The organism is Acetobacter orientalis, assembly GCF_000963965.1.
In the GTDB taxonomy this organism is placed as follows: domain Bacteria; phylum Pseudomonadota; class Alphaproteobacteria; order Acetobacterales; family Acetobacteraceae; genus Acetobacter; species Acetobacter orientalis.
Genome location: NZ_BAMX01000038.1, coordinates 1 through 23,252, shown reverse-complemented (window position 1 = coordinate 23,252; position 23,252 = coordinate 1). Strand labels below are relative to the sequence as shown.

Below are 23,252 nucleotides of genomic sequence, written 5' to 3'. Positions count from 1 at the left end.
GTCTAAGGGCCTTTGTGCCTCGTTTTTTTGCCCAAAGGCAATGGGGGGCACGTATGTTGTAACAGAGATGACACAGCATGTGCTGCAAACAGCACGGCTCATGCCCGGCTATGGCCCGCCTAATCTTTGCGGGCTGGCCGTGGTTTGGCGGGGGCTAGGCTTGGGTTTTCGGGCCATTCATGTTTGGGGTAGCGCCCCCGCATGTCGCGCCGCATATCGGCCCAGCCGCCTTGCCAAAAATTGGCAAGGTCAGCCGTAATGGCTTGCGGCCTGCCTGCCGGTGAGAGCAGGGCAAGCCTAAGCGGCACGCGCCCTCCGGCAAGTTGGGGTGTTTGGTTTGTACCGTAAAAAAACTGCGCACGAGCAGCGGCAACGGGCACGGGCTGTGTGTAGTCCACGGCTGCACTGCCCCCCGGTAAAGACAAACTGGTGGGCAAGTGTGTGTCTAGCCACTGGGTGCGGGCGTAGCCTAGGTGCGTGCGCAACAGGGTATTGAGGTCTAACTCTTTAAGGTGCGCGACAGAGGTTAGGCCTTCTACCCATGGGGCCAGCCAGTCATCCATGCTGCTGCTAAGGGCTGTTGTTGAAAAATCTGGCCAGTCTTCTGTAACGCCATGCGTGCCGCCGGGTAGCGTACGGGCTAGCTCAACACGGGCTTGCAACTGCCGTGCTGCATCTGACCAGTTAAGCGCGCTATCAGGTGCGGTTTTGGCCTGCATAAGGAGCAGGGCGGCAGCGTTGCCGGTTTCAACTTTCTCGGTACGGTCACGTAAAATCAGGCAGCCAATGCGGGTGCGGCGGCGGGCCAGAATATTGCCGGTTGTGGGGTCTAGTGTTGTTTCAACCTGCTCTTTGGTGCGGGCCAGTAAAGCCGGTGGCAGGTTTGAAAGGTCTAATGGGGCAGCAAGCCTAATTTCTGCCGATGTACGTAAATGCAGGCCCGCAACAGCAAGCAGTTTTTGTTCGGCCAACCTGTCATCTCGGCGGAGTTTGGCGTTAGTGCCACTCGCGAGGCGAAAGCTACCGGTCTCACCACGAGAGAGGGCAATACGGTCTGGAAAGCCTGCGGCAAGCAGGGCTGCGGGGTCTCCGGCTGCTGGGTGGCGGCTTTTTAGGCCAAGGCGGTTTCTAAACCGGCTGGCGGCTTGGCGTATGCGGGCAAGGGCGCCACGGTCTGCATCGGGGTGGTTATCGCCTGCAATAAGGTCTAGCCGGAGCGAGATATCAGACGGCGGTACAGGTGGCGGCCCACCACGGCCGGCCATGCGGGGGCGCAGGGGGTCTCGTTCTTCTAGTAAAGCGGCTAGGTCTGCTGCCAGTGCGGCTTCTTCTTCTGTGGTGGCGGCCAGCATCATGGCGGCAAGGCGGGGGTGGGTGCCTAATGTGGCCATGGTGCGGCCTAGGGGGGTAATGGTGCCGTCATCATTCAGTGCGCCCAGCATAATGAGCAGCTCTTTGGCAGTAGCGACAGCGCTGCCCGGTGGTTGGTCTGGTAAGGGCAGGGGGGTGTCTTGCTCGCCCACTGTATCGGCCCATAGGGCGGTTGCCAGCACAAAGTCTGCTAGGTCTGCTTCTAATATTTCTGGCCGGTCGTGCTGGGGTAGGCCGCGCTCTGTTGCGGTTGTCCAAAGGCAAAAGGCGGTACCCGGTGCCTCTCGGCCTGCGCGGCCAGCACGCTGGCGGGCCGCGGCTTTTGAAATGCGTACTGTTTCAAGCCGAGAAAGGCCCGCCCCGGCATCAAACCGGGGGGCGCGCCTAAAGCCTGCATCTATAACCACACGCACACCGGGTACGGTAAGAGATGTTTCTGCAATAGAGGTTGCCAGAATAACCCGCCGTTCACCCTTGGCGCCGGGGCGTAGCACAAGGGCTTGCTCGGCGGGGGGCAGTTCACCATGCAGGGGTAATACGGTTGCGCTGCACCCTTCAAGCAAGGTGGTGGTACGCCGTATTTCGCCCGTGCCGGGCAAAAAGACCAAAATGTCGCCCTCTGTTTCGGCTAAGGCGTGTTTTATGGCGCTGGCAGTTGTTGCGGGTATGTCGCGCACATGGGTTATGTCGCGTTTGGCGTGGTGCACCGTAAGCGGGAACATGCGCCCCTCGCTGGTAAAAACCGGTGCGTGCATAAGGGCTGCAAGGCGCTCTGTCTCTGCTGTGGCAGACATAGCCACAAGCCGCAGGTCTGGGCGCAGGGTGCGTTGCAGGTCTAGGCAAAAAGCAAGTGCTAGGTCTGCTTCAAGCGAGCGTTCGTGCACCTCGTCTATAATAACGCAGGCTATGTTTTCCAGCAGGGGGTCTGCCAGCACGCGGCGCAGGAACAAGCCTTCGGTCAGCACTTCAATGCGTGTGCGTTCAGAAATGGCGGAATCTAGCCGGGTGCGGTAGCCAACAAAGCCGCCAGCCTCTTCACCTAATAAAGACGCAATGCGTTGTGCGGCCGCACGGGCTGCGAGGCGGCGCGGCTCTAGCATAATAATGCGGTCTGTTTCTTTACGCCATGTGGCTTTGGCCAAAACAGGGGGCACGGTTGTGGTTTTACCCGCACCCGGAGGGGCCACCAAAACGGCAGAGGCAGGCTGTTGCGCCGTTGGCGTACGCTCTAGGGCCGCAAATAACGCAGGCAAAGCCTCTTGCACGGGCAGGCCATCTGCAATGGAGAAAAGAGCAGCAGGGAGAGAAGATGTTGGCATAACGCCGTTATGGCTGGCCTAGCGCGGCACGGCAACATGGAGGGTGTTAGGAAAGAGAGTAGTTAAGAATGATTATTATTTCTTGCTCACTCTCACATAAAAGTGATACTGCGAGGCATTATCACTTACGAAAGCCGAGATCCTTAAGGTGACACCTGAAAACGCAGCCTTGCCCCTGCAAGAGCAAAAAACAAAATTGCAGAGGCTAGGGCCATGGAGTTTGCTTTGTGTGGGCCTAGCGGCTGTTGTGCCTGCGGCCCCTGCGTGTGCGGCAGAAGAGCAGAGCAGCAAAAAGCAAGAAAAAACCACAGCAGATGATGATAGCGTGCCGCTTTCTGTTGAAAGTTTGGTGGTGCATGGTGAGCGTAACAAGAACGCCACAACCGATGGTACGGGCAGTTATGTTGTTAAAGCTGTCTCCATGAATAAAATGCTGCTGCGGCTTGATGAAATACCGCAGTCTGTTTCGGTCTTGGGGCGGCAACAAATGCGCGACCAAAACCTGAATACAGTTGATGATGCCCTGAAGCAGGTGCCCGGTGTAAGTGTGAACTTATATGGAGATGGCACCGCCGGGTACATGGCCAGAGGCTATATATTAAGCCCACAATTTGATGGTGTGCCGTCTTCTGGCGGTTTGGGAATGACCCAGCAATTTGATATTGCTATTTATGACAGGCTTGAAGTTTTACGTGGCCCAGACGGTATGTTTCAAGGTTCTGCCCCACCGGGGGGCAGTGTAAACTTTGTGCGTAAACGCGGGCTTGACCACTTTAAGGCGCAGGGGTCTTTTAGTGGGGGCTCATGGAATAACCTGCATGCCGATGCAGATGTAACCGGGCCGCTCATTGCCTCTGGCAAAGTAACCGGGCGTTTGGTTTTAGCCGGTACAGACCGAGACTTTTTTTATAACTCTGCACACGACCGGCGCTGGACAGCTTACGGCACGGTAGATGTGCATATTACCGAGCACACAACGCTATCTTTATATGGCATGGGCCAGAAAAACGACACCACGCGGTTTATGGGCTTGCCACGGGCGGCCAATGGGCAAGACCTGCATTTGCCGCGCAGCAGCTACATTGGCGCAAATTGGAACACGACCTCTTCCCCTATGTATGAAGTGGGGGGAGAGCTTGAACATGTGTTTGACAATAAATGGCGTGTGCGCCTGACCGGCCGCCACCGCATGACCGATACGTCTATGCGGTACGCTTACATGAATGGGTCTATTAGCGCACAAAATACAGGCAATTTTATTGTTGCTAAGTCTTTGGTGAAAGAACAGTACGATGGGGCCGACCTGTACGTAACAGGGCCTGTACATTTTCTTAACCGCAAACATGATTTTTTAATTGGTGCCAATTATGACTCTGCCCTCGAGCATGATGGTGGGGCGTCAATTTCGTGGCGTAATAATACGGCTTTGCAGGGGCTGGATATTTTCAACCCGGTTATTTCACCAAGTATAGACCCCACCATAACAACCATGTACCGCGAGCCAACAACGCAAGGCGGTATTTATGGCTCTGCCCGTTTTGAGTTGCTGCCTACGGTGCACCTTATGATGGGCGGTCGGTTAAGCTTTTTTGAGTATAAATATAAAAATTTAAGCAAAAACACGCCTTACGTTATAAGCCAGAAAAACAGCGCGGTGCCGACCCCGTATTTAGGGTTAATCTGGAATGTGACACCCAATATTGCAGCCTATGTGAGCTATACAGATACGTTTGAGCCACAAAGTGCGTATAGCCTGACAGGCCGCTTAAAGCCGGTAAGGGGCACACAGCTAGAGGGTGGGCTTAAAGGCAACTTCTTGCATAAAAAGCTGAATGTAACGCTCTCTGGCTACCATATTCTTGAGCGCAATAAAGCGATAGAAGATGCAGACCAAGCGCCTATATGCGGTATGTCTGGCACCAGTACTTGTTACCATGCGGCTGGCAAAGTACGCAGCCAAGGTATGGAAGCTGAAGTAATAGGCCGCCTTTTACCGGGGTGGGACATTAACGCGAGTTATACCTATAACGACAACATTATTTTGCAAGATGGTGGGTCAGCGCTGCAAGGGTTGCACAATACGCCTAATTCTCCACGGCATTTGTTTAAACTATGGACACATTATCGTTTTGCCGCGCCAGAAGTGGCACGCAATGTTTGGAGTGTTGGGGGCGGCGTAACCGCGCAAAGCAGCACATTTGGGAACGCTCGTACCGTTAAGCAGGGCGCTTATGTGGTGGCGAGTGCACAGGTGGGTTACCAACTACGGCCTGAATTGAATATTACGTTTAATATTAACAATATTTCTAACGCAAAATACTATCAACGCTTGGGTAATGTGAATTACTATAACTATTATGGTGAGCCACGTAATTTTATGACAACAGTGCAAAGTGTTTTCTAAAACAGTGCTGATGGAGCGTATAGTATAAAAAAAGCCTGCGGTATTTTTGCCGCAGGCTTTTGTGGTGTTATGAAAAACCGTGTTTACTGTGTTTTTGAGCTGCCCGGCAGTTTAAGATAACCCGCCTTAGGAGACATTACTTTAGGGGTGCTGGCAGGCGTGTCGTCACCTTCCCCTGCGGGAAAAACGGCATCTGGTTCGCTATTGGTAATGGCTTTGGCTGCTGTGCTGGGGGTGCTCCCCACTGTAACCGCGGGGGTGGTAATGGCGGGTACGTCTACCTTGGGTGTTTCAACCGTTACAGGGGCATTTGCCGGGTTGGTTGTGCTGTTTGTATCGGTTGGGGCGCTGGTTGCGGCAGAGCCACCAAGTTGCTGTGTTTGAATGGCCGAGCCAACAGGCGTGCCCCCGGCATCAACCAGCCATGTGCGCAAAGAACTACGAATTTGGTATTCAAGCTCCACGTTCATGTTTTGCATCATGTCGCGGGTTAGGTCGTATAAATTGGCTTGGCTATCAACATCGCCTTGGGCGGGGTCTGGGCGCAACATGCGGGTTACGTGGGCTTCGGCATGGGCTGCCTGTGTGCCGCCGGGGTTAAGAATATCTAGGTGCACATCCATCTGGCCATTTAGGGTGCCACCCGTTTCGTGCAGTATAGAGGCGCGGTCTATAACAAACTGTGCCGTGCTACCGTTGCTGCTGGCGGCGGCCAGTCTGTCTTGTGCCATGTCGCGCAGGGCTTGTGCTGGTGGGGTTGGGGCGCGGGGGCCAATATCGCCTTCAACCGGGTTGGTTGTGCTGTTATCCAGTATTTCTAGCCGGGAGGCATTAAGGTTAATTTGCCCCAGATAGGTATAGCGTAACGGTGCAAAGCTAGTGGGTTGCGGCGTGCTAGAGCAGCCTGCCAGTAAAGCGGGTAGCGCAAGCGCAACTGCACAAGACAGTTTAAACGGGTGGGAGAACAGCGTCATGGCGCAAACCCTTTCACGGCAGAAAACCTTATACACACGATAATAAAGGGCAGTGTTGCGGAGTCTGCCCGGCGAAATCCTGCCTTCGGGAGCGGGTGCGGTCAATAATGGGCTGCACAGCCGTGCAAGGCAGCTCTCTTTCTATTGCGCGGCCCATGCAGTAGGGTGCGCCCCATAACGGGAAAGGATAGATATGAGTACCAACACACCATGCCCTAACTGCGGTTGTGAGCATGTATACCCCGATGGCAGCCTGTGGGTATGCCCTGAATGTGGCAATGAGTGGAGCCAGAGCGCTGGCGCAGACAGCCAAGATGCTGGCGATGGGGCTGATGGTGTTAAAGACGCAAACGGCAACGTGCTGGCAGATGGCGACACGGTAACCGTTATTAAAGATCTGAAAATTAAAGGGTCTTCTCAGGCCATTAAAGGCGGCACCAAGGTTAAGGGTATTCGCCTGACCGATGGGGCAGATGGCCATAACATTGCCTGCAAAATTCCGGGCTTTGGCGCTATGAACCTTAAGTCTGAATTTGTTAAAAAATCCTGAAATTATCAGGCAGGTTGGGCGTGTTTTTAAAACGCTCTAACGTGTATATATGGCAAGCTAAAACCCCCACACCAGCAACGCGCTTGTGTGGGGTTTTTAATGCCGAGTGGCAGCCTTATTGAGTGCGGCCTGCGACTTCCTTGCGGGGAAAGCGGAAGTCGTGGTTACAGAACTCGCAGGTCATGACAATTTGCCCGTCATCTTGCATCATGTGGTCAAGGTCTTCTTCGGGAAAACCGTGCAGCACTTCTACAAGCCGCGCACGGGAGCAGCGGCAACCGTAAGCGAGTGCGCGTGGCTGGCTAACATGCAGCCCTTCTTCATGAAATAGGCGGTACAGCAGGTCAGACGGGGCGAGCGTATCGTCCAGCACTTCACGGGCTGAAAGGGTGGAGGCCAAAATGGTGGCGGTTTCCCAGCTTGCGTCATCAGTTTCTGCACCAACAACGTGTGTCCCGCCTTCACCCGCAATGCGTTCAAGCACTAACCCACCAGCACGCCAGCCTGCATCTGTTAATTGGCAGGTAAGGTACAGCCAGCAGGCGTGTTGCTCGCTGGTGGCAAAATAGTGGGTGGCCATGCTCGACAGGTCATCGCCTGCAATATCAACAATACCTTGGTGGCGTTCGGTTTCGGCCCCTTGGTCTATGGTAAGGGCAAGGTAGCCATTGCCAAGCAGCTCGCGGTCTGTGGGCTTTGGGGTTTCGGCCAGCAGGGCATTCAGCGCGTCTTCATCTGTGCGCACGTAAAAGCGTAGGGCGCCTGTGTCTGTGCAGTCTGCCACTAGCATGCTGACTGGCCCATCGCCCTTGATTTGAAGGGAGAAAGAGCCATGAAACTTGAGGGCTGATGCCAAAGCCGCCACCAAAGCAAGAGCTTTGCCCGCAAGGCGGGTAATAGGGGCGGGGTTGTCGTGGCGGGTAAGCAGCACATCTGCCAGCACGCCAAGGCGCACCAAGCGGCCACGCACGGGGCTGCCTTGTAGGTAAAAAGGGGTAACGCCGCCGGGTACCACCAGGTTGGGTACATCGGGGCGGTCGCGGTCTAGAAAAGCTGGTGTTTCCATAGGGGGGGCCTTGTTAACGCAAAAGAAAACGGCAGTGCAGCATAACCCAAAGGGCCGCTCTGCCTGCCGCTACTGCGCTGGGTGGCGCAGAAAATTTGGAAGAGTTGTTATACCTTAAATGGCGCTTGAAATGTCGAGTTCAAGCTTTTCCAGTTTTTGCTCCAGCGTGCGCAGGGTTGCGCTATCAAGCTCCAGCCCGTCTTTTAGCGCACGGAGCAAGCCCTGTCGGCAGCTATCATGTGCGCTATCTAGGTCTGTTGCGCGGCCACAGCCAGCAAGGCAATCAAGGTAAGAGGCACGGAAAGGGGCCAGTTTTTCTGCGCTTACTGGCAGGCTGGCCAAAATGCTGTCCAGTGAGGTTTCAACCCAGCCGGGTGTTGCCGGGGTGTCTTCTGTGGTGGTGGGAACCACTTTGTCCGTGCCGCTCATTTTTTATTCCTTCCCGAAAGAAACCCAGTCTGTGCCGCCCATGGCCCATGCCAGAACGCCTTTTTGGGCATGCAGGCGGTTCTCGGCTTCGTCAAAGACAACGGAATGCGGGCCTTCAAACACGTCCTGCGTCACTTCTTCACCAATATGGGCAGGCAGGCAGTGCATGAACAGGGCGTCTTTGGCGGCAAGAGCCATAAGGTTTGCGTTAACCTGGTAGGCTTCCAGCTTGGCCATGCGGCTTGCTGCTTCATCTTCTGAATCAGACATGCTGATCCATGTATCTGTTACCACGCAGTCTGCACCGCGTACGGCTTCTTTGGGGTCTTGCAACCATTCAACAGCCCCACCTTCGCGCTTGGCCCAGTCTAGCACCTCTTGCGGGGGGCGCATGTCTGGGGGCGTGGCGGCGCGTAGGGTAAAGCCAAAACGCACAGCCCCTTCAATGAGGGAGGTCAGAACGTTATTGCCATCACCCGTCCAAGCAAAAGTGCGGCCCTGTACGGGGCCACGGTGCTCTTCAAATGTTAGAATATCAGCCAAAATCTGCACGGGGTGAGAGGTTGGCGTTAGGCCGTTAATAACGGGTACGCTGCTCCATTTTGCCAAAGTATGCAGCGAGTCATTTTTGCCAGTACGCAGCACAATAGCATCAACAAAGCGGGACAGCACACGGGCTGTATCCGCAATGGTTTCGCCACGGCCAAGCTGCATTTCAGCCGGGCTGAGCATAATGGAATCACCGCCCAGTTGGCGAATGCCCACCTCAAAAGAAACACGGGTGCGGGTAGAAGGTTTGGAGAGAATAATGCCCAGCATACGCCCTGCAAGCGGGCTGCGTGGGTGCAGCGGAAAGCGGCGGTTTTGCTGCATGGCCTTCATGTTGAGGGCCACGTCCAAGATCTGGCGCAGGGTGGTTGCGTCCAGATCTTTCAGGTCAAGAAAATGGCGTGGCGCTGCGGTATTGGCGGCGGACAGGGTCGATACGGCAGCACTCACAGTGATGTCTCCAGAACGGTCGTGTCAGAAGAATTGGCTAAAACCGCTTGCTGCAAGCGGGCCACGGCTTCGCGGCAGTCTTCTTCTGTAATGGTAAGGGGGGGCACAAGGCGCAGCACGTTATCGCCTGCGGTTACGCACAACAGGCCCGCCTTTTGGGCGGCTGCCTGCACATCACCCACGGGGGGTATGCAACGCAGGCCGATAAGCAGGCCAAGGCCGCGGCGTTCAGAAAAAACGCCCGGAGCTTGTGCCACAAGGGTATCAAGCAGGCCATCAAGCAGGTTAGCGCGGGCCTGAATTTGCTCCATAAAGCCGGGGGCCAAGAGTACATCAAGCACTGCGTTTGCGGCTGCGCAGGCTAGGGGGTTGCCACCAAATGTGGTGCCGTGTGTGCCTGCGGTCATGCCTTTGGCAACCGCTTCTGTGGCCAGTACGGCCCCAATAGGAAAGCCCCCACCAAGCCCTTTGGCGGTAGAAAGCACATCGGGTTTAATGCCTGCCCATTCGTGGGCAAACAGCTTGCCGGTACGGCCAACGCCACATTGCACTTCATCTAGGGCCAGCAGTACGCCGGTTTCGTTGCATAGGGCGCGCAGGGCTTGCAGGTAGGCGGTAGAGGCAACCTTAATACCGCTTTCGCCTTGAATAGGCTCCAGCATAACAGCGGCTGTACGGGGGCCTATGGCGGCTTTTACGGCTTCAATGTCGTTAAAAGGCACATGCACAAAGTCTGCTACTGGCGTGCCAAACCCTTCTAGGTATTTGGGGTTGCCGGTAGCAGAGAGCATGGCCAGCGTGCGGCCATGAAATGCGCCGTTCATGCAAATAATTTCTGTCCGCTCTGGGTGGCCAGCAAGCGCCTGGGCACGGCGGGCAAATTTTACCATGCCTTCATTGGCTTCTGCACCAGAGTTGCAGAAGAAGGCGCTGTCAGCAAAGCTGTTATCAACAAGCCGTTGGGCCAGTTTTTCTGCCTGTGGAATACGGAACAGGTTGGACACATGCATAACCTTGGCGGCCTGCTGCTGCACCGTTTCAACTAAGTGTGGGTGCGCGTGCCCAACAGAGCAGGTGGCAATACCTGCTGCAAAGTCCAGAAATCGTCGCCCGTCCGTCGTGTACAGCCAAGCGCCTTCACCCCGCTCAAAAGCAAGGTCGGCACGGTTGTAGGTCGGGGTAAGGGCAGGAATCATGAACTTTGTCTTTATGTTTGTGTCATTGAGCAAACAAGAAATACGGAAATGCAAAACGAGAAAAGCCCGCTGCCGTAGTGGCGCGGGAGACCCGTTGCACAAACTATGTGCCAATGCTTGGCCCGCAGAGTCAAACGCTGTGGGTAAAAATTTTGCATGCGGGGGGCACAATTCTGGTGTGCTGGGGCAATATTGTGCCACAAAGTGGCATGCTTAGCCTGTTTTGAGGCATAACCTTGCTTATGGTGTCGTCTTCTTCTGTTCCCGCTTGTCCGCCCCCGCCAGACCGCGCAGCCTTGCGTGAGGCCGCTTTGGGGCATCTGGCGCGTTTTGCCACCACGCAGCACGGGCTTGAGCAAGTGCTGATACGCCGCATTGCCCGGTGGGAGCGTGCCGCCCTTAAAGCCGGAGCCGACCGAGACGAGGTCGCAGCTCAGTTAGCAGCGCTACGCCCGCTTATTGCAACGATTGCCCACGACATGGTGCAACTTGGCGCGGTAGATGATGCCGCCTTTGCCCGTGCACGCGCCAAGCGGCTTACGCGCTCTGGCCGCTCTGGCAAGGCCGTGCAGGCGCACCTTGCCGCCAAAGGGGTAGAGGCCGACGTGCGTGAAGACGCTCTTTTAGACGTGGTTGAGGGTTTTTCGGCTCAGGAAACCGAACTTTCTGCCGCGCTGGTGTTAGCCCGCAAACGCAGGTTAGGCCCGTTTGCAGGTTTGCCCCGGTTACGGCGTGTTGAGAGCACTTTAAACGAAGAGAGCGAAGAAGGCCGCCTGCACGCTCTGGCCGAGCGCCAGAAGGCTTTAGGTGTTTTTGCCAGATCTGGCTTTGGGCGAGATATTGCCGAACAGGTGCTGGATATGGAGCAGGAGGAGGCCGCTATGTGGGTTGAGCGCCTAAAGGCCGAGTCGTGAACAGACTGAGGTCTTTTTTTTACGGGTTGCCTCTCTTTTTGTTGGCATCTTGCGCAGGCGGGGGCTGGAACGGGTCTGTGCAATGTGCGCCCTATGCGCGGGAGCACTCAGCGGTAAACTTACGCGGCGCAGCGGCAAGCTGGTGGGGGCAGGCGAGGGGCGTTTACGGCCGCGCGTCTAGCCCGCAAGCGGGCGATGTGTTGGTGTTCCGCTCCACACGGCGTCTGCCTTCTGGCCATGTGTCTGTTGTGCGCCGGGTTGAGAATAGCCGCCTTGTGCTGGTTGACCACGCAAACTGGGAGCCGGGCCGCGTAACGCGGCGTGCCCCGGTTGAAGATGTGTCACCCCGCAACGACTGGACACGCGTGCGGGTATGGTGGTCGCCCCTTGGGGGTATGGGTAAGACCATATACCCAACCTATGGTTTTATTGAGCCAGTTGCCCTGCGCTAAGCCCTGTTTGTAGGCCGCTGTTGTGCTTGTTTTGGCAACAGGCATACAGTGCATTGGTTTTCTGCTACACAGTAGAGGGCTTGCATGACAGCACAATGGCCGCCATGTGATGAGAAGACAGATACGGGTCTTGGGCCGTCCAACCTGTGTCATAGGGAAACAGAGGACTGTTGAATGGGTAGCTTAAGCATCTGGCACTGGCTGATTGTGCTTATTGTTGTGCTGGTGGTTTTTGGCGGCGGCGGCAAAATTAGCTCTATGATGGGCGATTTTGCGAAAGGCATTAAGTCTTTCAAAAAACATATGGCTGACGATGAGCCGATGGACGACAGCGCAAACCGCACAGGCGGCCATATTTCGCCCCCCGCTGCCAGCACAACAGAGCAGGCAGCCCAGCGCGACAAAACGCCACAGCACTAACCCCTTATGCCCCATAGCATGGGCTATCTCCCCTCTGTTTTGGGCAGGTGGCGCGTGCTTGTGGTGTGGGTTAGAGCAAGACGCATAATACCAAAGTGAAGGGTCGGGCGGAAATCATGACCGATTTTGCGCGCGCCGTGCAGGATATTCTGGCGGCCGGACAACGTATGGATGCCCGTGGGTGGGTGCCCGCTACCGCTGGTAATATTAGCCGCAAGCTAGACGATGGGCGCATTGCGCTAACCCGCTCAGGTGGGCACAAAGGCTTTTTGCAGGCGCAAGACATTATAACGGTCGATGCCAACGGCAAGCCGCACCGCCCAGAAGACCGGCCCAGCGCTGAAACCCTGCTGCATTGCCAAATTTACCAGATGGACCCCACAGCGGGCGCTGTGCTGCATGGGCACTCTGTGGCCTCTACCGTGCTGTCTATGGTTGAAACAGGCCCCGCTCTTTACCTGTCTGACTACGAAGTTTTAAAAGTATTTGAAGGGCAGAGCACGCACGCAACCACCGTGCCCGTACCCTTATTTGATAACGACCAAGACATAGCCCGTTTAGCGACCGTAGTGGCCCCCAGTTTTGGCGCTATGCCCGCAGGCTACATTATTCGCGGGCACGGCGTGTATGTGTGGGGTAAAGATATGCCCACCGCACTGGCACGCCTTGAAGGGCTTGAATTTTTGCTGGCTTGCGCGTTGGAGAGAAGGAAGCTGGGCGTATGAGCACTCTTACCATCTTTCAGGATACTCAACCTGAGCAGCCTGTACTGGTTACATCAGACCCGGTAGCCATTGCGGCCCAGCTTAAACCGCTTGGTGTCCGTTTTGAGCGGTGGGAAGGGCCAACTATTCCCGCACGAGATGCTGATGAAGAGACCGTGCTGGCAACCTACCGCCCCTTTTTAGATAAATTAATGGGCGAAACCTGCGCAGGCTCAGCAGATGTATTGCGTGTTGATGCCAACACCCCAAATTGGGACACGTTGCGCGGTAAATTTTTATCAGAACATACGCATAGCGAAGATGAAGTCCGGTTTTTTGTGCACGGGGGTGGGCATTTTATCCTGCATGTTGCAGACCGAATTTATGATGTTGAATGCACCCAGACAGACCTAATTTCTGTGCCGGAGGGTACAAAGCACTGGTTTGATGGTGGCCCAACACCAGACTTTGTTACGCTGCGTATTTTCACCCACAAAGAAGGCTGGGTTGCTGCCTATACTGGCACAGACTTGGCCCACAAATTTTTGGCGTACCCGCTATGAGTTCTGCTGCGACCCCCCGTGTTGTGTTGCTCGATATTGAAGGCACAACAGCTCCGGTTTCGTTCGTGCATAAGGTGTTGTTTCCCTATGCCCGCACGCATTTGGCCCGTGTTATGGCAGAGCACAGCGCAGACCCCGTGGTGCAGCAGGCCGTGGCAGATATTGCTAAAGTGGCCCCGGGCGTACCACCGCTAGAGCAGCTTGAACGCTGGATGGATGAAGATGCAAAAGTAGCTCCCTTAAAAGCCCTGCAAGGGCTGGTATGGGCCGAGGGCTATAAACGTGGTGCGCTGGTTGCCCGCTTATACCCCGATGTGGTGCCCGAGCTTGAGTGCTGGTACCGCGCGGGTATTGAGCTGGCCGTATATTCTTCTGGCTCAGAGCCAGCGCAAAAGCTTATTTACGGCCATACTGAGCAAGGGGATGTAACCCCGCTTTTCAGCCGGTTTTTTGACCTGCGTGTGGGGGGCAAAAAAGAGGCCGCAAGCTATAGCGCTCTTGTGCAAGAAGCCGGGTGGCAGCCGCACGATGTTTTGTTTCTCTCAGACGTAACAGCAGAGCTAGATGCCGCCGCACAAGCGGGCTTGCGTGTGTGCCAGATTGTACGGCCAGAAGATGGCACCGTGGCAGGCACTGAGCACGCGGTTGCTGGTAACTTGATAGAGGCCGCACATATTTTTGGCTTGCCGGTTGTAGGGCAGGCGTAACCATGCGGGCGCATTTGCACGAAAACTGGCGGGATATTCCGGCGCAGGCACGAGGCTGTGCCGCAGCCTTAGGTAATTTTGATGGGGTGCATCTGGGCCATGCCCAACTGGTGCATACCCTGCGTGAAACCCGGCCAGACCTACCCTTGGCCGTGGTTACGTTTGACCCGCACCCGCGAGAAGTGTTTCGCCCACAAGACCCGCCTTTTCGGCTTACATTACCAGATGAGCGCTTTGCTGCATTGGCAGCCCTTGGCGTGCAGCATGTTTTTCAAATTCAGTTTGATGAAGCCTTTTCGCTCATGCCCGCTGAGCGTTTTGTAGAAGATGTGCTGTCTAACGCCCTTGGGCTACGCCATGTGGCCTGCGGGCCAGACTTTGCCTTTGGCCACAGGCGCGGTGGCACGGTAAGCTTTTTGGCTGAGCGCTGTGGGGAGTTGGGTATGGGCTTTACGTCTGTACCAGTGCTGGCCGATACCGCAGGGCCGTATTCTTCAACGCGTATTAGGCGTTTGCTGCAAGAAGGCTACCCAGACCGCGCTGCAAAAGAGTTAGGGCGGTCTTGGTCTATTCGGGGCGCTGTGCAGCATGGCGATAAACGGGGCCGTTTACTAGGCTTTCCAACAGCCAATATTGCATTAGGGCGGCATTTAGAGCCTGCGCGGGGCGTGTATGCCGTAACGGTGCGCCTACCCAATGGGCAAACGCGCCAAGGGGTGGCCAATATTGGCCGCCGCCCCACTATTAACGATGGGCAGGAAAGCCGCTTAGAGGTCAATTTATTTGACTATGAGGGCGATTTGTACGGCCAGACCCTGTCTGTGGCGTTGCACAGCATGCTACGTGCCGAAAAACGCTTTAACGGGTTGGACGCGCTGAAAGAACAAATAAGCCAAGACGCCCAAGCCGCCCGTGCCGTGCTAAACGCAGAGCTGGCAGGCCAATGAAAGCCTTTTTGCGCTCTGCCCCTTATGTGCTGGGTTTACCGCTTTTGGCGTGTGCACTGTATTTTTTAGTGCCTGCCAAGCAATACCTGCAAACGGTGTGTGCGGCCTTTTTTACCTATGCAACACTCACTTACCTGCTGAAAGACCTGCATTTTAGGCATAAAAATGGTGAGTTACTGTAATAAAACGCCACCTGAGAGCTATTTTATACCGTGAAAAAGAGGGCATTTGTGCTGCGGTAGCTTGACCCGCAGCCTTTGCGCTCTGATAACACTTCTTTCGCGCTGGTAGGGTGTTTCTGCCGCGCGCTGTGCTGAACCCGAACCAGAGTGACACCTGCCGTTCCATGTCTACATCCAGCAGCGACACAGAAAAAACCTCTCCCGCCGATCTGTATCGCGATACGGTTTTTCTGCCCCGTACTTCCTTCCCTATGCGTGGGAACCTCCCCAAGCGCGAGCCTGACTGGCTGGCCAAATGGGCAGCAATGGGGCTGGATGCGCAAATAAAGGAGCAGGCCCAAGGCCGCCAGCCCTTTACCCTGCATGACGGGCCGCCCTACGCCAACGGCAACCTGCATATTGGGCATGCACTCAATAAAATTAATAAAGACGTTATCAACCGTGCGCACCGTATGGCGGGTTACGCCGTGCGCTACATTCCGGGGTGGGACTGCCACGGCCTGCCTATTGAATGGAAGGTTGAGGAAGAATACCGCAAAGCCAAGCGCGACAAAGACAGCGTGCCAGTGCTTGAGTTTCGGGCTGAATGCCGGGCTTACGCTGCTAAATGGCTGAACATTCAGATGGAAGAGTTCAAACGCCTTGGCTTGCAGGCAGAGTGGGACAACCGCTACGCCACAATGGATTTTTCTTCTGAAGCAGCAATTGTTCAGGAAATTGGGCGTTTTCTGCTTAATGGTGGCCTGTACCGTGGTTTGCGCCCGGTTATGTGGAGCCCCGTTGAAAAAACTGCTCTGGCCGAAGCTGAAATTGAATATCACGACCATAAATCCACCACCATTCTGGTGGCTTTCCCGGTCACAAAAGACCCAACACCAGCGCACGCGCTAGAAGATGTGTCTGTCGTTATCTGGACGACAACACCGTGGACAATTCCGGGTAACCGCGCGCTGGCTTACGGGCCAGAGCTTACCTACGTTGTGCTGCGTGTAGATGACACAACCGAGGGGGCTTTGCTGGAGCCGGGTGCCAAGGTTCTGGTTGCCGAATCGCTGGTTGAGTCGTTTTGTAAGCAGGCGCATATTTCAGCCCATCATATTCTCTACACCTTGCCGGGTAGTGCGCTGGAAGGGGCCGTTTGTGCCCACCCGCTACGCGGCCAAGGGTACGATTTTGATGTGCCCATGCTGCCCGGTGAGTTTGTAACAACCGAGGCCGGTACCGGCCTTGTGCACATGGCCCCTGCCCATGGTGAAGACGACTTCCGCCTATGCCGCAGCTTTGGCATTGAAGTGCCAGAAGTGGTGCAAGACGATGGCACCTACGCCCCGTGGGTAGAAGGTTTTGCCGGGGTACATGTCTTTAAAGCGGCAGACCCGGTCTGCACGGCGTTAACCAATGTTATGGAGCACGCCAACGCCACAGGCTTGGCCCCCGCAGGGCTGGTGGGGCGCAGTGAAATTGTGCACTCCTACCCCCATTCATGGCGTTCTCGTGCGCCTATTATTTACCGTGCTACGCCGCAATGGTTTATCAGCATGGACGGGGAAGGGGCACTGCGCGAAAAAGCGCTTGATGCCCTGACAGACGTGACCTTTGTGCCCGCACAGGCCCGTAACCGCCTTACCTCCATGATCCAGAACCGGCCAGACTGGTGCATTAGCCGCCAGCGGGCATGGGGTGTGCCTATTGCTGTGTTTGTTGAAAAACGAACCGGCGAAGTGCTGCGCGATGCAGAAATTATGGGCCGTGTGGTTGAAGCCTTCCGTGCTGAAGGGGCCGATGCATGGTATAACTCGCCCGCATCACGCTTTTTGGGGCCAGACCGTAACCCAGACGACTACGAGCAAGTGTTTGATATTGTAGATGTCTGGTTTGAAAGTGGGTCTACCCACTCCTTCGTGTTGGGCCAGCCGGGCTTAAGTTTTCCGGCTGATTTGTACCTTGAAGGGTCTGACCAGCACCGCGGGTGGTTCCAGTCATCTTTGTTGGAAAGTGTGGGTACACGCGGGGTTTCCCCCTTTAAAGCGGTGGTGACCAACGGGTTTGTGCTTGATGAGCATGGCCGCAAAATGTCTAAGTCTTTGGGCAATGTGGTTGCCCCGCAAGACGTAAACGACAGCTTGGGCGCAGATATTCTGCGCCTGTGGGTGATGAACTCCGACACCAATGAAGATTTGCGCATTGGTAAGGAAATTCTCAAACAGCAGGGCGAACTATACCGCCGCTTGCGTAATACGCTGCGGTGGCTGCTTGGTGCGCTCGATGGTTACACCCCGCAAGAAGCCGTGCCGTTTGAAGAACTGCCAGAACTTGAGCGGTGGGTACTGCACCGCCTGACAGACCTTGGCGGCCTGATTACGCGCGCGGTTGAAACGCATGAGTGGGTAGGGGTTTACCCGGCCCTGCATGGTTTCTGCACCACAGACCTTTCAGCGTTTTACTTCGATATCCGTAAAGACGCGCTGTATTGCGATGCCCCAGATAACCTGACCCGCCGCGCTGCACGCACTGTGCTAGACCATTTGCACCGTTGCCTGAGCACATGGCTGGCGCCGGTGCTGGTCTTTACCGCAGAAGAAGCATGGACAGCCCGCTTTGGTGATGAAGAAAGCGTGCACCTGCAATCTTTCCCTGACTTACCAAGTGAGTGGAATGACCCGGCGCTCGATGAACGCTGGACAAGCCTGCGGGCTGTGCGCCGTATTATCACCACCGAGATTGAAGGCGCACGGCGTGATGGCACCATTGGCTCATCGCTGCAAGCGCAGGTTGAGCTTACGCTGTCTCAGCAAGAAGCGGCTCTGTTTGCCGGTGTAAACTGGAGCGAGCTGGCCATTGTGTCGCATGTTGATGTGTTGATCGACCCTGAAAGCACGTCGGTCTACATTGAAGGTGAAGAGGGCGGTATTCTGCACGGTGCCCCGGTTGTGCGTGTGGCCGAGGGCGAAAAATGCGTGCGCTGCTGGAAAGTGCTGCCAGAAACCGGCACGCGGGCTGAGTTTCCCGGTTTGTGCCTGCGCTGTGCAGATGTGGTTGCCACCACATGTGACGTCAGCACGGCAGATGCCTTGGCGCAGGGTAAAGAGGGGGCTGCGTGAGCAAGCCGTTTATTTTGCGCCCTATCGGCCTTGGGCTTTTGGCAACTATGCTGGTGCTCTCGGCTGACCAAGTGAGCAAATACTGGATTCTGTACGGTCTAGACCTGCCAAATAAAGGTTCTGTGGCGCTGCTGCCATTTCTTAACTTTACTATGGTGTGGAATCATGCCGTAACATTTGGCATGTTTGGCGGCATGGGTGGGGCTGGGCGCATTGTGTTTTCAGCCATTGCGCTGGCTGTTGCCGGTGTGTTGCTGGTATGGATGGCCCGTACCCCAAGCAAGCTGACGGCAACTTGCGTGGGTGCTATTACTGGTGGCGCCATAGGGAACGTTATGGATCGGCTGCGGTATGGCGCTGTGGTAGATTTTATTCATGCCCATGCATTTGGGTGGTCGTGGTATGTGTTCAATGTCGCTGACTCCGCTATAGTATGTGCGGTCTGCGTTCTGCTGGTGCAAAATGTGCTTGCGGGTAAAGAGCAACAGGCAACTTGAGAAAAGCTCCCTGCTAATTTTAGGCAGGCTGAGCAGGAAGGATAAAAGGCAGAAGATGGCGCGCCGTGTCTCGACATTGATTTCTCCGCTGTTGCTAGTTGGCGGATGCATGATGCTTAACGGGTGCTCCGGTTCGGAAGCAGCCCGTGCATTTGGCCTTGAACGCAGTATGCCAGATGAATACACGGTTACCACCCGTGCCCCGCTCTCCATGCCGCCTATGGATGAGCTGGCTAAGCCCGTGAGTGGTGCAGACCGCCCGCAAGATGAAAGCGAGCGTTTGCAGGCCCTTGAAACCCTCTCACCCGATGTGGCGCTGCACGGTGAAAATGGGTCAAGCAGTGAGGGCCAGAACATTCTGATTAACGAAGCCACACAGGCCTCTGACAGCCCCGATAATGGTGAGCTAGGGCAGGCCGGGTCTGGTTTTGTTGAGCAGCTTATGTTCTGGAAAGGCGGTAAAGCTGGTTCTGTTGTTGATGCAGACGAAGAAAACCGCCGTTTAAAAACCAATGCGGCCTTGGGTAATAAGCCCACCAAGGGGGTAACCCCTACACAGAGTGCTCCCAAAAAGGGCCTGTTCTGATATAAGGGGTCTGACCATGTCAGACCCTTCTTTTTTGCCCGCACACTCGCCCATTCTAGCACCCGCAGTACAAGGGCGGCCCACATTGCGCCGCCTGCCAGAAGTGCTGGTAAACCGCATTGCAGCGGGTGAGGTCATAGAACGCCCCGCCGCTGCTTTAAAAGAGCTGGTAGAAAACGCCATAGACTCGGGCGCTAAGCGCCTAGATGTAAGTCTTGGGCGTGGCGGCATAGACCGCATTATTGTGACCGATGACGGCTGCGGCATGACACCAGATGAACTGGTGTTGGCAGTAGAGCGGCATTGCACGTCTAAATTACAAGACGAATCTCTGGTGCATATTCGCACCCTTGGCTTCCGGGGGGAGGCCCTGCCTTCTATCGGGGCGGCAGCACGGCTCACAATCACCTCCCGCGTGGCGGGTGAGGCCGGGGCGTGGCGTATTCATGTTGCGGGGGGCAAGGTTTCTGCCCCAGAGCCATGCGCTGGTGCAGTGGGTACCAGTGTGGTGGTAGAAGACCTGTTTTTTGCGACCCCAGCCCGCCGTAAATTTCTTAAAAGCCCCCGGGTTGAAGGCAACCACGCTGAAAGCGTTGTACGCCGTTTGGCCCTAGCCGTACCAGAAACCGCGTTTCGTTTCACAATGGACGACCGCGTCTTGTTTGACCTGCCCGCCCAAGATATGGCGGCACGTTCAGCCGCTTTACTTGGGGCAAACGAGGCCGATGGGTTTTTAACGATCCATGGCGAGCGTGATGGCATGGTGCTTTCTGGCTTTGCCTGTGGCCCGTCCGTACATCGTGCCACAGCAACAGGGCAGTTTATGCTGGTTAATGGCCGCCCCGTGGTAGACCCGGTGTTAAAAACTGCGGTGCGTGTGGCGTACCGGCGTGTCATAGAACATGGCCGCCACCCGGTGGTAGCGCTTATGCTAACTATTCCGCCAGACAGGGTGGATGTGAACGTACACCCAGCCAAAACAGAATTACGCTTTGCAGATGAAGCCTCTGTACGTGCACTGGTTATTGGTACGTTAGGGCGTGCGTTAGAAGGTGGGGCAGGGGGTGTTGGGGTAAGGCCATCCTTCTCGGCAGTTAAGCCGGGGCGTATTTGGTACCCGCCTGAAAAATCTGCCCTGCCACTTGTGCCTGCTCCACCCTCCGGTGCCAGTGTTATGGCAAGCTTGCCCCTGCGTGCTGGCGCTGGTGTAGCAGAGCCACGGCTTAAATTAGGGGATACCCCAACCGCACGTATGCTGCCCCCGCTGCCCCAAATTGATACTGCACCACAAAGCAGCATGCCGCAGGCAACAGCCTTACCCCCGCATGTTATTACTCCAGAGCCATTTTACCCTGATACCGGCCCCTATGCGGGGCAAGATGCTGCGCAGTTAGCGGCTGAACACCCCTTGGGCGCGGCTGTTGCACAGGTGCTGGATACTTACGTTATTGCCGTTGCGGCAGATGGAAGTTTGGTACTGGTTGACCAGCACGCCGCCCACGAACGGCTGACACACGAACGCCTGCGCGAGCAGTTTTTAAGCGGTACGGTGCAAAGCCAACGCCTGTTAGTGCCAGATGTGGTTGATCTGCCCCCCCTACAGGTAGAGTTGCTGGCGGCACGGCAGACCATGCTGTCTAAATTGGGCATAGAGCTTGAAGCCTTTGGCACCGATGCCATTTTGGTACGCGCGCTCCCTGCCATGCTCAACACAAGCGACTCCGTAGGGCTGTTACGAGACTTAGCTGATGAGCTTGAAGCCGATGATGCCGGTGCCCCCGATGAAATGCCATCGCTCGATGGCCGGTTAGATGACGTTATTGCCCGTATGGCCTGCCACGGCAGCATTAGGGCAGGCCGCCGCCTAACCCGAGAGGAAATGGACGCCCTTTTGCGGCAGATGGAGGCAACCCCCCATGCGGGTACATGCTCGCACGGGCGGCCAACATGGCTAAAACTGAGTAAAAAAGACCTAGAAAAACTCTTTGGGCGGCGTTGAAATAAGCCAGACGTTAGTGCTGCTCTGCTTAACGTGAACACGCCTTGTCTGGTGGGGGCGGCTAAAAAGGCGCACAGTTTGGGTACTCGTGATGTAACCCGGATGGTAAGAACGCCGTGTACCCCACCTTGCTTTCTTTAATCACCTATCTTCCTCTTGCTGGTGCTGCACTGGCGTTTATTTTAGGCAGGGGGAGCATTGAGCAAGAGCGCACAGCCCGCTGGCTGGCATTATGGACAAGCCTTGTGGTGTTGGCCCTTAGTGCGGTGTTGTGGGTACAATTTGACCCCACACAGCCCGGTTTACAGTTTGAAACCCGCCTTGGCTGGCTGTCTGACTACGGTATTTCCTACCATACCGGGCTAGATGGCATTTCTCTGGTTTTTATTTTGCTTACGGCATTTGTTACCCCGCTGGCCATTGCCGCCAGTTGGCGCACTGTGCAAACGCAGGCCCGTACCTTTGCCGTAACCATGCTTATGCTTGAGACAGCCTTGTTTGGCCTGTTCTCTGCCCAAGATCTGGTGCTGTTTTATGTGTTTTATGAAGCAACGCTTATTCCCGCCAGTTTGATGATTGGTGTGTGGGGTGGTGCACGGCGTGTCTGGGCATCGCTCCAGTTTTTCTTGTTCACGTTCGGTGGGTCTTTGTTCATGCTCATAGGGCTTATTGCCATGTGGCTGCATGCAGGCACCACCGATATTGAAGGGCTTATGCAGGCTGGGTTTTCCCCCCTTATGCAAGGCTGGCTGCTGTTTGCCTTTATTCTTGCGTTTGGGGTTAAGCTACCACTCTTCCCGCTCCATGCCTGGCTGCCCGACGCCTATTCAGAAGCGCCTGCACCAGCCTCTGCCATGTTGTCGGGTGTGCTCTCTAAAACCGGGGCGTACGGTCTGTTGCGCTTTGGGGTTTTAATGTTCCCTGATGCTGTGCACGCCTTTGCGCCCTATGTGCTGGCTTTGGGGGTTGTGGCCATTATTTATGCCGCGTTTGTGGCTTTTGCCCAAACCGATATGAAGCGGGTTATTGCGTATTCCTCTTTCTCGCACATGGGTATGATTGCTGTTGGCCTGTTTACACTTACGGCTGAGGGCATAGACGGCGCCATTTTTCAAATGCTTTCGCATGGGGTGGTTATTGCAGCCTTGTTCTTTTGTGTTTCTGCTGTGGCGTGGCGGGCGGAAACACAACAAATTAGCGCGTTAGGGGGCGTGGCCCGCCAAATGCCAGTACTGGCCCTATTGGCCATGCTGTTTACTATGGCCAATATTGGCCTGCCCGGCACCGGCTCTTTTGTGGGTGAATTATTGGTGCTTATGGGGGCAATTCACGTTTCTTTCTGGGTCGCGTTGCTGGCTGGTGCCACCATGATCATGGGCGCGGTTTATATGCTGGTGCTTTATAAAAATGTGCTGTTTGGGAGTGTAAAAGGCACAGCCAGCTTACTGCGCGACCTAACCGGCGCTGAAATTGCCGTACTTGCCCCCCTTGCCATTGTAACGCTCTGGATGGGTATACACCCCGGCACCTTTACCCGCCTGTTTGACCCCGTAGTTATGCAGGCCATGCACGCAAATACGCATGCTTTTGCAGCGGCAAATAGCCAAGCCATATTGCATTTAGCTGCCCGTTAAGAAAGGGGGGGCAAACATCGCCTAGCTGGGACTGCTAGTTGGTTGGCCAAGCTAGGTGTTTTATGGCCTGAGAGCGCTATTGTTTGTGCCAAGCAGCTACAACATTGTGGCTGCCAAGCTGCCCATTGGGCTCCCAAAAAAAACCACCAGCCACCGGTTTTGCACTTTCAAAACAGTTTTTAACACTTATGGGCGAGCCAGAGCCAGAGCCAGAGCCAGAGCCAGAGCCAGAGCCAGA

The 23,252-nt window shown here is 55.6% G+C and carries 21 protein-coding genes; 15 read left to right on the top strand and 6 right to left on the bottom strand.

Annotated features, from left to right (window positions below; genetic code table 11):
- Positions 1–119: 119 nt before the first annotated feature.
- Positions 120–2,690: an ATP-dependent helicase HrpB gene (hrpB, locus tag Abor_RS12070; RefSeq protein WP_048842147.1), complete on the bottom strand. Its 2,571-nt coding sequence runs from the start codon at positions 2,688–2,690 to the stop codon at positions 120–122.
- Between the two features lie 148 nt (positions 2,691–2,838).
- Here hrpB and Abor_RS12065 point away from each other — a divergent pair, with 148 nt between their 5' ends.
- On the top strand, positions 2,839–5,094 hold the full coding sequence (locus Abor_RS12065) for a TonB-dependent siderophore receptor (protein ID WP_244877895.1): 2,256 nt from the start codon (positions 2,839–2,841) through the stop codon (positions 5,092–5,094).
- 83 nt (positions 5,095–5,177) lie between these two features.
- Here Abor_RS12065 and Abor_RS12060 read toward each other — a convergent pair whose 3' ends face one another.
- Complete coding sequence (locus Abor_RS12060; protein WP_048842146.1) at positions 5,178–6,068, bottom strand: RodZ family helix-turn-helix domain-containing protein; 891 nt, start codon at positions 6,066–6,068, stop codon at positions 5,178–5,180.
- Between the two features lie 193 nt (positions 6,069–6,261).
- On the opposite strand from Abor_RS12060, the gene Abor_RS12055 reads away from it, so the two are divergent.
- Positions 6,262–6,618 (top strand): zinc ribbon domain-containing protein YjdM, encoded by a 357-nt coding sequence (locus Abor_RS12055; RefSeq protein ID WP_048842145.1) that lies wholly within the window; start codon positions 6,262–6,264, stop codon positions 6,616–6,618.
- 115 nt (positions 6,619–6,733) lie between these two features.
- Here Abor_RS12055 and hslO read toward each other — a convergent pair whose 3' ends face one another.
- The 4 genes from hslO to Abor_RS12035 form a co-directional block, all read right to left on the bottom strand.
- Positions 6,734–7,684 (bottom strand): Hsp33 family molecular chaperone HslO, encoded by a 951-nt coding sequence (hslO, locus tag Abor_RS12050; protein WP_048842144.1) that lies wholly within the window; start codon positions 7,682–7,684, stop codon positions 6,734–6,736.
- A gap of 114 nt (positions 7,685–7,798) precedes the next feature.
- Positions 7,799–8,113 carry a hypothetical protein gene (locus Abor_RS12045; RefSeq protein WP_048842143.1) on the bottom strand — a complete coding sequence of 105 codons (315 nt, stop codon included), beginning with the start codon at positions 8,111–8,113 and terminating at the stop codon, positions 7,799–7,801.
- A gap of 3 nt (positions 8,114–8,116) precedes the next feature.
- The gene (argF, locus tag Abor_RS12040) at positions 8,117–9,112 is read right to left on the bottom strand and encodes an ornithine carbamoyltransferase (protein WP_048842142.1); all 996 of its coding nucleotides are present in this window, start codon (positions 9,110–9,112) and stop codon (positions 8,117–8,119) included.
- Positions 9,109–10,308: an aspartate aminotransferase family protein gene (locus Abor_RS12035; RefSeq protein WP_048842141.1), complete on the bottom strand. Its 1,200-nt coding sequence runs from the start codon at positions 10,306–10,308 to the stop codon at positions 9,109–9,111. Before Abor_RS12035 ends, argF begins: the two co-directional genes overlap by 4 nt.
- Before the next feature lie 242 nt (positions 10,309–10,550).
- Between Abor_RS12035 and Abor_RS12030 the strand changes: the two genes are divergently transcribed.
- The 13 genes from Abor_RS12030 to Abor_RS11970 all read left to right on the top strand — a co-directional run bounded on the left by Abor_RS12030 (position 10,551) and on the right by Abor_RS11970 (position 23,014).
- Positions 10,551–11,222, top strand: coding sequence for a RecX family transcriptional regulator (locus Abor_RS12030; RefSeq protein WP_048842140.1), 672 nt, complete (start codon positions 10,551–10,553; stop codon positions 11,220–11,222).
- 5 nt (positions 11,223–11,227) lie between these two features.
- The gene (locus tag Abor_RS12025; RefSeq protein WP_048842159.1) at positions 11,228–11,674 is read left to right on the top strand and encodes a CHAP domain-containing protein; all 447 of its coding nucleotides are present in this window, start codon (positions 11,228–11,230) and stop codon (positions 11,672–11,674) included.
- Between the two features lie 174 nt (positions 11,675–11,848).
- On the top strand, positions 11,849–12,094 hold the full coding sequence (locus Abor_RS12020; protein WP_048842139.1) for a twin-arginine translocase TatA/TatE family subunit: 246 nt from the start codon (positions 11,849–11,851) through the stop codon (positions 12,092–12,094).
- Positions 12,095–12,210: 116 nt separating this feature from the next.
- A complete protein-coding gene (locus Abor_RS12015) occupies positions 12,211–12,819 on the top strand; it encodes a methylthioribulose 1-phosphate dehydratase (RefSeq protein WP_048842138.1) in 609 nt (202 codons plus the stop codon).
- Complete coding sequence (locus Abor_RS12010; RefSeq protein WP_048842137.1) at positions 12,816–13,361, top strand: 1,2-dihydroxy-3-keto-5-methylthiopentene dioxygenase; 546 nt, start codon at positions 12,816–12,818, stop codon at positions 13,359–13,361. Before Abor_RS12015 ends, Abor_RS12010 begins: the two co-directional genes overlap by 4 nt.
- A complete protein-coding gene (mtnC, locus tag Abor_RS12005; RefSeq protein ID WP_048842136.1) occupies positions 13,358–14,068 on the top strand; it encodes an acireductone synthase in 711 nt (236 codons plus the stop codon). Before Abor_RS12010 ends, mtnC begins: the two co-directional genes overlap by 4 nt.
- Positions 14,069–14,070: 2 nt before the next feature.
- On the top strand, positions 14,071–15,015 hold the full coding sequence (locus Abor_RS12000; RefSeq protein WP_048842135.1) for a bifunctional riboflavin kinase/FAD synthetase: 945 nt from the start codon (positions 14,071–14,073) through the stop codon (positions 15,013–15,015).
- Positions 15,012–15,197 carry a hypothetical protein gene (locus tag Abor_RS11995; RefSeq protein WP_048842134.1) on the top strand — a complete coding sequence of 62 codons (186 nt, stop codon included), beginning with the start codon at positions 15,012–15,014 and terminating at the stop codon, positions 15,195–15,197. Before Abor_RS12000 ends, Abor_RS11995 begins: the two co-directional genes overlap by 4 nt.
- Positions 15,198–15,361: 164 nt before the next feature.
- Positions 15,362–18,298, top strand: coding sequence for an isoleucine--tRNA ligase (ileS, locus tag Abor_RS11990; protein WP_048842158.1), 2,937 nt, complete (start codon positions 15,362–15,364; stop codon positions 18,296–18,298).
- Positions 18,299–18,345: 47 nt separating this feature from the next.
- On the top strand, positions 18,346–18,795 hold the full coding sequence (lspA, locus tag Abor_RS11985; protein ID WP_048842157.1) for a signal peptidase II: 450 nt from the start codon (positions 18,346–18,348) through the stop codon (positions 18,793–18,795).
- Positions 18,796–18,850: 55 nt separating this feature from the next.
- Positions 18,851–19,381 (top strand): DUF3035 domain-containing protein, encoded by a 531-nt coding sequence (locus Abor_RS11980; RefSeq protein ID WP_048842133.1) that lies wholly within the window; start codon positions 18,851–18,853, stop codon positions 19,379–19,381.
- Between the two features lie 16 nt (positions 19,382–19,397).
- Positions 19,398–21,380: a DNA mismatch repair endonuclease MutL gene (gene mutL / locus Abor_RS11975; protein ID WP_084594521.1), complete on the top strand. Its 1,983-nt coding sequence runs from the start codon at positions 19,398–19,400 to the stop codon at positions 21,378–21,380.
- A gap of 116 nt (positions 21,381–21,496) precedes the next feature.
- Positions 21,497–23,014 (top strand): complex I subunit 4 family protein, encoded by a 1,518-nt coding sequence (locus tag Abor_RS11970; protein WP_048842132.1) that lies wholly within the window; start codon positions 21,497–21,499, stop codon positions 23,012–23,014.
- Positions 23,015–23,252 lie beyond the last annotated feature (238 nt).

Bases quoted from the DNA above. Each gene is read 5' to 3' on its own strand.
- hslO (WP_048842144.1), bottom strand. From the start codon at position 7,684: ATGGAAACACCAGCTTTTCTAGACCGCGACCGCCCCGATGTACCCAAC.
- ileS (WP_048842158.1), top strand. From the start codon at position 15,362: ATGTCTACATCCAGCAGCGACACAGAAAAAACCTCTCCCGCCGATCTG.
- Abor_RS12045 (WP_048842143.1), bottom strand. From the start codon at position 8,113: ATGAGCGGCACGGACAAAGTGGTTCCCACCACCACAGAAGACACCCCG.
- mutL (WP_084594521.1), top strand. From the start codon at position 19,398: ATGTCAGACCCTTCTTTTTTGCCCGCACACTCGCCCATTCTAGCACCC.
- Abor_RS12020 (WP_048842139.1), top strand. From the start codon at position 11,849: ATGGGTAGCTTAAGCATCTGGCACTGGCTGATTGTGCTTATTGTTGTG.
- hrpB (WP_048842147.1), bottom strand. From the start codon at position 2,690: ATGCCAACATCTTCTCTCCCTGCTGCTCTTTTCTCCATTGCAGATGGC.
- Abor_RS12035 (WP_048842141.1), bottom strand. From the start codon at position 10,308: ATGATTCCTGCCCTTACCCCGACCTACAACCGTGCCGACCTTGCTTTT.
- Abor_RS12055 (WP_048842145.1), top strand. From the start codon at position 6,262: ATGAGTACCAACACACCATGCCCTAACTGCGGTTGTGAGCATGTATAC.
- Abor_RS12030 (WP_048842140.1), top strand. From the start codon at position 10,551: ATGGTGTCGTCTTCTTCTGTTCCCGCTTGTCCGCCCCCGCCAGACCGC.
- lspA (WP_048842157.1), top strand. From the start codon at position 18,346: ATGCTGGTGCTCTCGGCTGACCAAGTGAGCAAATACTGGATTCTGTAC.
- Abor_RS11980 (WP_048842133.1), top strand. From the start codon at position 18,851: ATGGCGCGCCGTGTCTCGACATTGATTTCTCCGCTGTTGCTAGTTGGC.
- Abor_RS12015 (WP_048842138.1), top strand. From the start codon at position 12,211: ATGACCGATTTTGCGCGCGCCGTGCAGGATATTCTGGCGGCCGGACAA.
- Abor_RS12060 (WP_048842146.1), bottom strand. From the start codon at position 6,068: ATGACGCTGTTCTCCCACCCGTTTAAACTGTCTTGTGCAGTTGCGCTT.
- mtnC (WP_048842136.1), top strand. From the start codon at position 13,358: ATGAGTTCTGCTGCGACCCCCCGTGTTGTGTTGCTCGATATTGAAGGC.
- Abor_RS12010 (WP_048842137.1), top strand. From the start codon at position 12,816: ATGAGCACTCTTACCATCTTTCAGGATACTCAACCTGAGCAGCCTGTA.
- Abor_RS12000 (WP_048842135.1), top strand. From the start codon at position 14,071: ATGCGGGCGCATTTGCACGAAAACTGGCGGGATATTCCGGCGCAGGCA.
- Abor_RS11995 (WP_048842134.1), top strand. From the start codon at position 15,012: ATGAAAGCCTTTTTGCGCTCTGCCCCTTATGTGCTGGGTTTACCGCTT.